The organism is Paenibacillus silvestris (assembly GCF_009882985.1).
GTDB lineage: Bacteria > Bacillota > Bacilli > Paenibacillales > NBRC-103111 > Paenibacillus_E > Paenibacillus_E silvestris.
In genome coordinates this window covers 218,012-229,876 of record NZ_WTUZ01000020.1, presented here as the reverse complement: position 1 = coordinate 229,876, position 11,865 = coordinate 218,012, and the positions used below count along the sequence as shown (strand labels likewise).

Below are 11,865 nucleotides of genomic sequence, written 5' to 3'. Positions count from 1 at the left end.
ACAGTAATGAAGAAATGAGGATCACATATGCATCACCCGATAACGGAAAGTTATAATTTCGTCCTAGTTCTCCTTTCATTCACCATTGCTTTGCTTGCCTCTTATACAGCGCTTAATTTGGCGCGCAAAGTGTCATCTTCGGAGGGCTGGTATCAGAAGAGCTGGATGATTTGCAGTGCCATCGTCATGGGGGTAGGCATATGGTCCATGCATTTTATCGCCATGCTGGCTTATGAATTGCCGGAAGGAGTTACTTACGACATCTCCCTTGTAAGTATTTCCATTATCGTAGCCGTCATTGGCGCGCTCATTGGGGTGTTCGTCACGTTCCAAGGGAACTTCACCAGGACGAAGCTCATCATAAGCGGAACAACGATGGGATTTGCTATTAGCGGCATGCATTATATCGGAATGTCTGCCCTGCAGCACGTAACGATTCGTTATCAGCCTGTACCGTTCATGCTGTCCATTATTATTGCTATATTTGCTTCAATAACTGCGTTGTATCTATTTATAAAAAGGAGTCAAAGAATTGCCATCAGCGGTTTAATTATGGGGATAGCCATCACAGGAATGCACTATACGGGTATGGCAGCGGCAATCATGACCATGCAGGATGCCTCGCATCATGCAAGTGGAAATGGCGTGAGCATGGACTTTTTCGTAGTCGCCATGTATGTTGCTTTCGGAACCATCCTTATTTTCGCTTTTAGCTTTATTAGCTCCCTGTCATCCGATAGAAGGTTAGCCGAACAAATTGCGCTCAAAGCTTCCATTTTAGAGTCAGCTATTGATGGTATTCTGATGTTTAAAGCTCAGGGTCGCATCATAGAATTCAACCCAGCCGCCGAAGGGATTTTTGGTTACACAAGGAAAGAAGCTCTTCATTTAACGATCTTCGATCTCCTGTTTCTATTCGATCAAGATGGGCAGGATGCAGCAGATTTGTATAAACAGTTAACGCAGAAGGTTGACTCCATCATTGGTAAACGCTTTGAAATCATGGCTTACCGATCCAATCATCTGAAATTTCCAGCTGAGGTCGTCATAACGAATCTATTTTATGCTGGAAAGCTTGTTTATACAGCCTATCTGCGTGATTTGACGGAGATCCGTAAGTCGGAGGAACTCATTCAGAAGTTGGCTTACTATGATCATTTGACGGGTCTGCCGAATCGCAACCAGTTCAATCAGCTTATTGAAGATATCCTCAATCGTGCTCATAACAATCAGGAGACTGTGGCTGTGTTGTTTCTGGATATTTACCGGTTTAAATGGATCAACGACTCCTTTGGTCATCTTGTTGGGGATCATGTGCTGAAGCAATTCTCCGCGTTAATATCAAGCAATCTGCCAGCGAATGGCTCAGCCTCAAGACTTAGCGGGGACGAATTTGTTATCTTATTGCCGCATGGAGACAGGGAGATTGCTGAGAATCATGTCATCGATATCATGAAAAGATTGGAAATACCGTTGCAGGTAGACGGAAGAGAATTTTATGTATCTACCAATATAGGGATATCACTCTATCCGCAGGATGGACAATCATCAGAAATTTTACTGAAAAATTCAGATCAGGCCATGTATGCGGCGAAAGAGCAGGGGCCAAACAATTACCGCTTTTTCCGAAAAGACATGAAAACCAAGTTTACGCAGCGAGTTGCGATTGAGCAGCAGTTGCGTCACGCCATCGATAATGATGAGTTAACTTTAGTTTATCAGCCTAAATTTGATGCGTGTACGTGCGAATTGGTGGGAATGGAGGCGTTGCTTCGCTGGCATAATGAGGAATTAGGAAGCATTTCACCACAGACGTTCATTCCGGTTGTCGAGGAATCCCGGCAAATTATTGAAATTGGTCATTGGGTGCTCCATAAGGCTGCAGAGCAAATGAAGAAATGGCAGGACGCAGGATTAGGTGCCGTCTCGATGGCTGTCAACATATCGGCGGTACAGCTGCACCATGAGCAGTTCATTCCTTCGATTCATGAGATTCTGCAAACGTATCAATTGGAGCCTAAATGGTTGGAACTCGAAATGACGGAAAGCATCGAAATTAATCGAAGCAGTATGCTTGAGAAGCTGAGGACCCTTAATCGCATGGGCGTAAGGCTGGCTGTGGATGATTTTGGCACGGGCTATTCGTCGATCAGTTATTTGCAGAAATTTCCAATCAATTCACTTAAAATTGACAAGTCCTTCGTTCAGCGCATCTCCGGCCCTCATTCGGATCATTCACTCATTGAGGCCATTATCGCCATGGGCCGCAGTCTAAAGTTAGAAGTCATCGCCGAAGGTGTTGAAACGGAGGAGCAACTTGCTTATTTAAAAAGTCATGGCTGCCATCAGGTGCAAGGTTATTTGTTTGCAGCTCCTTTAACAGCTGGGGAGTTTGAAGCGATCTATGTGAAAGGAGCCAAACTGAACAATATGGCGTAAAAAAAACGGACCGCCAGGGCTTATCCCTGGCGGTCTCTTGCGGCAGCATCGTCCATACCCGTGTTATAAGGTAAATAAGGAAAATAAGGAATGGGGACTGGCGTACTGTTCACATTTGTAGGCTTAATAATGATGTCCCCCGGAACGGTTTTCCCAGGTGGTAATTGAATGATACCGCTTCCATCATAATACACAGGTTTATTTGGTTCTGCAGCCATTCCTTATTCCTCCTACAAAGGGGATTTTTGTGACTACTACTGATACCTAATGTATGACGATAAAAGGATTTAAACAACGTGTTTCTTACGGAAATTGTTAGGCAAATTGAATAGCACAAACAGCAGACTGGGAAGCTTCCCGATCTGCTGTTTGTTGTGCTTATAAAAGGAGCCGGCCGCTAGACTTCAACCGTTGGAAGCTTAAAGCTAAAGACGGAGCCTTGACCAATCGCGCTTTTCACTTCCAGCGCCCCGCCGTGATCGACGGCAATCTTTTGGCAAATGGAGAGACCTAGACCTGTGCCATTTTCTTTGGTGGTATAGAAGGGATTGAAGATTTGCTCCATTTCACTTTCGGACATGCCTTCGCCAGAATCTTCGATTTCAATGATCGCGAGTTCATTTTCCTGTTTAATGCGCACGTGAACATCGCCGGGATGTGTCATCGCTTCGAATGCATTTTGGATCAGATTAAGCAGGACTTGTACAATTTTATCTCGATCGATGAAGATATAGAGTGCTTCTTCTGTATCTTCAAAAATGATGGTATGCCCGCGATAAAGCGCATCCGATTCTGCTAATGACAATACGCGATCCAGACACTGCGTGATAGATTCCGGCTTCATGTTGCTGATATGCGGTTTGGAGAATTGCAGGAATTCCGCAGTCAGCTCATTCATTCTTCGAATTTCATTCATAATTAATTCATGCCAAGGCTGGATATTGTATTGGCTTTTGGTCGCGATTTGCATGAAGCCTTTGATCGTTGTAAGCGGGTTGCGAATTTCATGTGCCATCCCTGCCGCTAGTTCGCCGATCATCTTCATTTTCTCGGAACGGAATAGGTGCTCCTCCCGTTTAAGCCATATTTCGCGTTTGCTTCGGAACAAGCGCTCCTCGGCCAAAGAGATGAGTTCTTCCTTTGTTGAGGCCTCAAGAGGATGCTGAGCAAAGCTGTAAGTCACTTGAAAGCCTAAAATATTCGAATCCAAGGATTCGCTAATGTTAGAAATAAGGTTCTCTTTCTCTGGTAAAATGAGGGCAAACCGATCTCCCGCGTAACGGGACATGGCATAGGAATCATAGAAAATGCTGCCGAGCAACAGCGCGATTTGATTCAATGTTTCATTACCATTGTGTATATTCTCGTAATTTACCGATTTGAAATCCTGGAAGTCCAATAAAACTAAAACAAAATTGTAGCGTTTAATCATTAAGCTTTCAATGGTGGTTACATAGCCCTCATAATTGAGCAGTCCTGTCAGCGGATCATGCGTCGTGAGATAATCATTTTCTTCGCGCAAACGTTTCTTTTCTGATTCAGATCTAAGCACATATTGTAAAAGCAGCACGAACAAAATGGCACTTGCAATATCATAGATCGAAACGACGAGATTGTAAGTGGTAAAGGGTACATAGGATAGACGGATAATCGTATATATACCTATGTACATGAGTGCTTTCTGTATGGTGAAGGCATACTTCTGCCCGCTTTGAATGGAGAAGGCGATCAAAATATAATACAGCATTAAACACCAATTCAAATGACTGGACCAATGAAACAGCGCGAGGAGTATAAACTGGATGTTGGTTAAAAAAGGGAGCTTTCGCTCGAAGGCGATGCTGAGGTAGAACGCGCAGCCGAGTAGTATGACTGCGGTGATATTCGGTGCATTCCCCATTGCTATGGATGATACCATGGTCAAGCAACAAATAAAGGGGATGCCTATATGTTTGATTATCTGGATGACCAACGGTTAACACTCCCGACTCTTGTATAGAATTGGCAATCTTCATCTTTTAGATTATAAACGAAGTTGGATTCAATATATGTCGGTTTATGTCACGGATTTCGTTAATTTTTGATGTTTTTTTTTAGTGTGCTCGACATTAATATATTAACTGTTCCAGTACTTTATAGGGATTTAATTGAACATGTAAAAAGCCCGAATTCTCAAGCGCTTGAGAATTTGGGCTTTTATTATATCAAATGTAGGTCCTCCTCAATTATATTCATTTTCCAATTTTAATATCAGAGTTCCGATACTCCTTGGGAGACATCTGGAATTGCTGCTTGAATACATTGGTGAAATAATTCGGCTCGTCGAAGCCAATGGCGCATGCGATCTCGAATATTTTCATATCCGTGTTTCGCAGCAATAGCGCTGCTTTATCCATGCGCAGGCGGGTCACGAAGCGGGTAAAACTTTCGCCGGTTGCTTTCTTAAATAGCACGCTGAAATAGCTGGAATTGAGGTGAAGATGAGCGGCCACATCCGTCAAACGGCACTCCTCATTGTAGTGCTCCTCAATGTATTTGGTAGCTTTTTCGATGACGTTGTCACTTTTGGACGCCTGCCAGTTATTAAATAGAAACAGGAAGTTGTTCACCTGCGCATCTGCCCAGCGAAGGACGTCCTCCACCGTCCAATGCGCTTGTGGCATGTCGGTCGGTATGCGGGCTGTCGCTTCTTTGCCGTCAGGATCGAACTGCTTTTGAATGGTTCCCAGCATAGCAATCGAAAGCGTTAGCGCTTGAATTTTCATATCTTCAGGCGACTGATGGGACAGATCGATAAGCAACTGATTAAGAAGCTGCTGCAGCGCGTTTTCCTGTGCGATCAGGATAGCGGACATGAGCTTCATCTCCAGCTCATTGACTTTCGCTTGATTCAAGGAGAGCGTCATGCCCGAGCCTGTTCCCGCTTCTTTATCAAGCCGCCTGCCATCAGACTCTGAAGAGGTCCCACTGCTCTTGAATTGTTCATAAAATTCAGCAAGCTGCTTATAGGAGGGAGCAGCTCCCATAGCTTGAACGCTCACACGCATGTTCAAATACTCTAAAGAAGCATCCTGTACAGCTTGGATGAAGCTTTCGTCTGGCCCAGGCTTACCCGCGACCACGACGAAACGATCGTGTTCGACCAAGAGGAGCCTGGCAGGAATACCACAACCCTTCAATAGCTCTTCGGCGATATTGGAGAAAGCAAATTGCAGTAAGCTGAGGTCCGATTTGCCGTAGTTTTTGTGGGCCAAGTCTTCGCTGCTGAGCTGAAGCAGCCATAACTCCTTCGACAGAAGAAGCTCATCCATGTTCCTCATGGCCTCGTACGACGAAGGCAGATTTAATAAAGCTGCACGCAGCTCTTGATCCTGCTGCAAGATGCGCTGAGCAAGGAGATGCTGCTGCTGAGCGTATTTCTCATAGTACCGCTCAGAGGCTTTATTCATAACCTGCATGACATCCTGCTCTGTGCAAGGCTTGATAAGCAGATCGAGTGCTCCGAGCCTGACGGCTGCCTGGGCGTATTCGAAATTTTTGTAGCCTGTAAGGATGATAACCAGCAGGTCCGGATAATGTTTCCGTAAATGCCCTACAAATTCGATGCCGTCCATGACGGGCATGCGAATATCCGTAAGCACGAGGTCAGGCTTGACCTTATCGACCAATGCCAGAGCATCTTGCCCATTGCTGGCCTCCCCGACAACGTTCCAGCCAATCTGTCCTTCTTCGAACATTTTGATCAAGCCCTTACGGAAGTTAGGCTGGTCTTCAACAATCACTACGTTACCCTTCAACATGCTGGCTCAGCTCCTTTCTTGTTGGTTGATTAGGCAGGATTAGGCGCATCGTGGTTCCGCTATTAACAACACTTTCAACTTCGAGGCGGTAAGGCTGCCCGTGAACGAGCTCAAGCCGCCTAACAACACTGCGAACACCAAGGTGTTCCCGTCCATCTGAGCGCTGTGGCAGCGAAGTGCCCTTCGGTCCGAGCAGAATGGCAATCGCAGATTCATCCATGCCGCAGCCATTATCGGTCACTTCAATTTCCAGATGCTCAGGATGCTGACGAGCTCGAATAAGCAAGACTTTGTGGGACACCTTATTCCGAAAGCTATGTACGAATACATTTTCTACGAGAGGCTGGAGGAGGAAGCGCATCATCTCACTGCCCTGCACCTGCTCATCGGCTTGGATAATCGTTTCCAGATCGGGTTCGAATAATTCGGTTTGCAGCTTCACATAATTGCGAATTTGCTGGAATTCCTCCCTCACGGTTGTCAGTGTCCGGACGGGCATCAGGGAGTATTTAAGCATTTCCGAAATGGTAGCGATTAAGGCAGCGGTGTCCTTTTCATTTTGCAAATACAGCTTCCAATAAATTTCATTAAACATATTGTGCAGGAAATGTGGGTTGAGCTGCACCTGCAGCGCCTTGAGCTCGGCTTCTCTTTCGCTTAGCTGTGTGAGATACACTTCTGTAATCAACCTGCCGACCTGTTCGGCCATGGCATTGAAGCTCTCGCCCATATAGGCCAGTTCATCCTTGGTGCGGATTTCAATGCGGGCACTGAAATCACCGGAACGTACTTTGCGCAGCCCAAGCAGCAGATCCTTGATCGGTCTCAGGAGCTTGCCTGTCGAGATGACGATGAGAATACTTGTTAATAGAATACTGATTAAGCCCGTATACACAATGCGTTTGGATAAATTTTTGTTTTTAAGTTGAATGTCGGAAAGGGATGTTGAGCTGACAAGCTTGAAGGAGGTCGCTTTGGATACTCCCTGTACGTACAGATGATTGTTCATCACGCGGGTTTCGTTCATATCCCTTAGCAGCTGCGCTTTCTCAGCTGTTTCATGCGTGGAATTACTATACAGCAATTCCTTGTTTTCGTTGTACAAATAGACTTCGCCTGTGCCGTCTTTGGTTAATTCCTTTAATATGCCAGCAAAAAATGATTCATCCACAGCCATCACGAGAACACCGTAGGTCTGCAGGGCACTATTTTTCATCAGCCTAGCGATAATAATCGTTTGCCTGAAACCACTCGGCTCAATGGAGCTAGGCAGAGGCATGCTCATCCAGGCTAAATTCCCGTAGGTATCATTTAGTTTTGATTGAATGGTTTGAAAGGTAGGGTCATCCAAGTTCTTGATCGCAGAAGTCGTGTAGCTGAAATAAGAAGGATTTCCGTTTAAATCATACAGATACATCCCAGTAATGTAAGGCGCGTCGGATTTGATTTGGAAAATCTGCTCTTCAATTTGTTTCTTATCATAGTAGAGATTGAAGGCATCGGAATCCTCTTGTGAATTGATTCGTTTGATGAGCATTTCAATTTGCGGATTGAAGACCACGGTCTGGGAGACGCGTACAATCTCCTGAACCTTCATTTCGACTTTGGCCAAAGCCTCTTCATTCGTGCGGGAAAACTGCTTGCTGATTTCCTCTTCGAATAGTTTCAGATTATACTGATAAGTCAAATAACCGGTAATTCCGAAGGCAAGTAAAATGATGGCGGACAGGCTAATAATTAATCTAATCCTGAAGCTGCGGTTGATGCCTATGAGTAGTTGTCGCCAGATTTGCATCTCAGATTCCCCAATTTGCTTATAGTTTGCAAGCCATAACGTTGCTGAGGACATTATACAATATTTTTTTCATATAAAAATCGCTTCCATCCATTACCTAATGAATTTATAGAATCTTCTATAATTTTTTAAGGGTTTTGATACATGAACCCGCTATGATAGGATTCATACCAAAGAATTAGGGAGTGAGCAAGCATGAGCAGTCGAATCGAAGAACCTCCTGTCACTTCATCATCTATGCACCTGCACAAGACAGCTTCTTTAAACCGGAGCAGGCGATTAAAACAAAACATTCCTTTGTTCATCATGCTAATTCCAGTTATCGCTTATTATGTGTTATTCAAATATTGGCCTATGGGCGGACTTGTTATCGCTTTCAAAACCTATAATTTTGCGGATGGCATATGGAATAGCCCGTGGGTGGGGCTGAAGAATTTTAGGCTTTTATTTTCTAGCGCGAGTACACTCCAAATCATATGGAACACCTTTTGGCTGAGCTTTCTAAGTCTGGTACTCGGATTCCCGGTTCCCATTTTCTTGGCTATTTTGCTCAATGAGGTCAGGAAGTCGTGGTTCAAGAAATGGGTGCAAACGATCATTTATTTACCGCATTTTTTCTCTTGGGTCATTGTATCAGGTATCGTCTTATCGTTATTTGCAACCGATTATGGTTCCATCAATAAGGTGCTCAAACTATTCGATCTGGAGCCGATTACCTTTCTATACGAGTCGAATTCATGGATAAGCATTTTCATTGCTTCAGGCATTTGGAAGGAAATGGGCTTCAGTACCATCATCTACTTGGCCGCTCTTACGACCATTGACCCTTCGCTGTATGAATCAGCCTGTATGGACGGAGCTACGAAGTGGCGTCAGATGTGGCACGTAACACTTCCTGGCATTCGCCACACCATTATATTATTGCTGATATTAGCCATGGGGAAGATTATGGAGGTTGGGTTTGATCAGGTTTATAACTTACAGAACGCTGCTGTTGCGGACGTGTCGGAGGTTATTAGTACTTACATTTATAAAATAGGGCTGGGCAGCTCACAATTCAGCTTAACGACGGCCATGGGACTTTTCGAATCGGTCATTAGCTGCAGTCTTGTGCTGATTGCCAATCAGATTGCCAAAAAATTTGATCAAGCTTTGTTCTAGAGAGGAGGACATGTATTGAAAGCGACTAGAGGAGAAAAGCTTTTCTATACGATCAATTACGTGCTGCTTGCATGTATTGCCTTAACTTGCATCCTGCCGTTTATTCATATCATAGCGTTATCGCTGAGTGATCGGTCATCTGTAGACTCAGGTCATGTCTTCTTTTGGCCGATAGGCCTGCAGTTCACAGCCTACAAAATTTTCTTCATCGCAAGCCCAGCTTTCAATGCGTTCAAAAATAGCGTATTCATTACCGTGGTCGGCGTGGTACTAAGTTTGCTCGGCACTATTTTAGCTGCTTATCCGTTGTCCAGATCCTATTTGTTCGCTCGTCGCTATCTAGTTCTCGGCATGGTATTCACGATGTTATTCGCTGGTGGCTTAATTCCCACTTATCTGGTTGTCAAAAACATGCATCTCATCGATTCCTATTGGTCCTTATGGTTGACAGGATTCATTAGTACTTACAATATGCTGCTGATGAAAAGCTATTTTGAGAACATTCCTTATGAAGTGCAAGAAGCTGCGCGAATTGATGGATGCAGTGACACCTCACTGCTCATTCGAGTCATATTGCCGTTATCCATGCCGATGCTCGCCACTCTAGCGTTATTTTATGGCATTAATTATTGGAACGCGTTCATGAGTGTGCTGATGTATATTAACAAGAGCGAAATGATGAATTTAACGGTCGTTGTCCAAGCGATGCTGCAAAAAAACGATCTGCTCAACTCGCCTTCCCTGAATAGTGAGGAGCAAGCTGCGGTTGCTACAGAGATGGTGAAAGCTGTGGGGGTTGTTGTCATGGTTGTGCCTATGCTGGTGATTTATCCTTTCTTGCAGAAGTATTTTGTCAAAGGCGTAATGCTTGGATCCGTTAAGGGTTAATATCGTTGGTGTTCCCGTTTAACAAAACTTCACTATAAAATTTTGCAGGGGGAAAATGCGCATGAAAAACATGAGATTGTGGCTTGGAATGACCGTAGGGGTTGTTGCACTTGGAGCAACGTTGGTTGGTTGCAGCAGTGATAAAACAGAAGGAACAGCAGCTACGACGAGCAGCAAACCGGGGGAGGAGAAGCCGGCTAAGCGCGGAGATGTGACCGTATCCATGTACGATCGCGGTGCCGTTCCTGCATCGGAGGGTTCGTATGAAGAGAATCGCTGGAGCAAATGGATTAACCAGAACGGACCTGTGAACGTGAAGTATGTTCCTATTCTGCGCAGTGATTCAACGAAGAAACTGAATGTTCTGTTTGCCTCGGGTTCTGCGCCGGATATCGTCAACGAGTACACGACTCCTTTTCGGGGTAGCTTGTATGATCAGAAGCAACTGCTCCCTATTGATAACATTTTACAATACATGCCTGAATACCAGAAGCTGCTGACGCAATATCCACAATTGAAAAAAGCAGGGACGAAACCCGATGGCAAGCTGTATGAGATCGGTAAGGTCAAAGAAGCGGTTCCGGCTCATATTTTGCTCATTCGGACAGATTGGTTAAAGAAATTGAATCTGGCTATGCCGACAACAACCGATGAATTATTGAATGTCGCGAAAGCATTCGCAGACCAAGACCCCGATGGTAACGGGAAAAAGGATACGTATGGCCTCAATATGAGCACATATTCCGAGCAAGCCATCAATGAGATGTTCGGTGAGAGTTCATCTAGCTCGCTGCTAGCTTGGGATCTTAAGGATGGCAAAGTGGTCCGTGCGTGGGACAAAGAACTTGCTTCGCTTACCTTCAAGAAGCGTCTCTATGATGAAGGTTTGATTGATAAAGACTATATTAACGATAAAGACGGCGCTAAGGCGAAACAGGACTTTTTGAATGGAAAGATCGGTATTTACGTGAAGTTCACGGGAGGCTGGTATGACTTTGTCATGAACGACCTTACGACATTGCAGAAAAATGCACCTGGAGCGGGCGTGGCACCATTAGGTTATCCGAAGTCTCCGCAAGGGACATTTACGGGCGCAATCGATAATCCGGTTCAGATGACGACCGTTGTGAATGCCAAAGCGAAGGACCCGGAAGCTGTTGGCCGCTATCTTGATTTTATTATGAAGCCGGAGACGGCTAAAAAGATTGTCAATGGAGACGAAGGTACCCACTGGAAGCAAGCTCCGAATGGTTGTCCACAAGCGATAGATCCTGCTAAGTCTAAAAATGAAGTAGGCTACGCGTATGACTATACGATGTTCTTCTCATCGGGCGTTGATAAATGTACGTATGTACTCAATGGTTTCAATGCGGAAGTGCCAGCGCAAAAAGCGGGAATGGATATGTATAAGGAAGTTCAGAAGCTCTATTTTGACCCGCAAAGAGAATATCCTGGGATTACTTTAGGTGACCACATGCCTGTGTATAGTGCCGATCTTCAAGTCATTAACACAACGATTCTGAAGGAAAAAGGCGACTTATTCGTTAAAGCAATTCTTAGCGGCGCTAAATATACACCAGATCAAGCGATTAAAGATTCGCAAGCGGCTTGGGCGAAAGCAGGCGGTCAACAGCTCGAAGATTTCATGAACAAATGGTATCAAGAGAATAAAGACACAGCTTTCCTTGCGAAGGATGCGATGATTATCGCGAAGCAACAAATGGAAGCAGTCAAGTAATTTGCCGCGGCTGTCCACGGGCTTAGCTCCAAGTAGAAAGGCCA

Annotated in this window: 8 protein-coding genes; 4 read left to right on the top strand and 4 right to left on the bottom strand. The window is 44.8% G+C overall.

Annotated features, from left to right (window positions below):
- Positions 1-27: 27 nt before the first annotated feature.
- The gene (locus GQF01_RS16440) at positions 28-2,439 is read left to right on the top strand and encodes an EAL domain-containing protein (protein ID WP_161407827.1); all 2,412 of its coding nucleotides are present in this window, start codon (positions 28-30) and stop codon (positions 2,437-2,439) included.
- A gap of 20 nt (positions 2,440-2,459) precedes the next feature.
- Here GQF01_RS16440 and GQF01_RS16435 read toward each other — a convergent pair whose 3' ends face one another.
- The 4 genes from GQF01_RS16435 to GQF01_RS16420 all read right to left on the bottom strand — a co-directional run bounded on the left by GQF01_RS16435 (position 2,460) and on the right by GQF01_RS16420 (position 8,088).
- Positions 2,460-2,657, bottom strand: a complete 198-nt coding sequence (locus tag GQF01_RS16435) for a hypothetical protein (RefSeq protein ID WP_161407826.1) — start codon at positions 2,655-2,657, stop codon at positions 2,460-2,462.
- A gap of 179 nt (positions 2,658-2,836) precedes the next feature.
- Positions 2,837-4,357, bottom strand: coding sequence for a sensor histidine kinase (locus GQF01_RS16430; protein WP_235959948.1), 1,521 nt, complete (start codon positions 4,355-4,357; stop codon positions 2,837-2,839).
- 313 nt (positions 4,358-4,670) lie between these two features.
- On the bottom strand, positions 4,671-6,239 hold the full coding sequence (locus tag GQF01_RS16425) for a response regulator transcription factor (RefSeq protein ID WP_161407824.1): 1,569 nt from the start codon (positions 6,237-6,239) through the stop codon (positions 4,671-4,673).
- Positions 6,226-8,088, bottom strand: a complete 1,863-nt coding sequence (locus GQF01_RS16420; RefSeq protein WP_161407823.1) for a cache domain-containing sensor histidine kinase — start codon at positions 8,086-8,088, stop codon at positions 6,226-6,228. The genes GQF01_RS16425 and GQF01_RS16420 overlap by 14 nt, the downstream gene beginning before the upstream one ends.
- Before the next feature lie 183 nt (positions 8,089-8,271).
- On the opposite strand from GQF01_RS16420, the gene GQF01_RS16415 reads away from it, so the two are divergent.
- From GQF01_RS16415 to GQF01_RS16405, 3 genes are all read left to right on the top strand, one after another.
- Positions 8,272-9,195, top strand: coding sequence for an ABC transporter permease (locus GQF01_RS16415; protein WP_161408221.1), 924 nt, complete (start codon positions 8,272-8,274; stop codon positions 9,193-9,195).
- 15 nt (positions 9,196-9,210) lie between these two features.
- Complete coding sequence (locus GQF01_RS16410) at positions 9,211-10,083, top strand: carbohydrate ABC transporter permease (RefSeq protein ID WP_161407822.1); 873 nt, start codon at positions 9,211-9,213, stop codon at positions 10,081-10,083.
- Positions 10,084-10,144: 61 nt separating this feature from the next.
- Positions 10,145-11,821, top strand: a complete 1,677-nt coding sequence (locus tag GQF01_RS16405; protein ID WP_235959816.1) for a type 2 periplasmic-binding domain-containing protein — start codon at positions 10,145-10,147, stop codon at positions 11,819-11,821.
- Positions 11,822-11,865 lie beyond the last annotated feature (44 nt).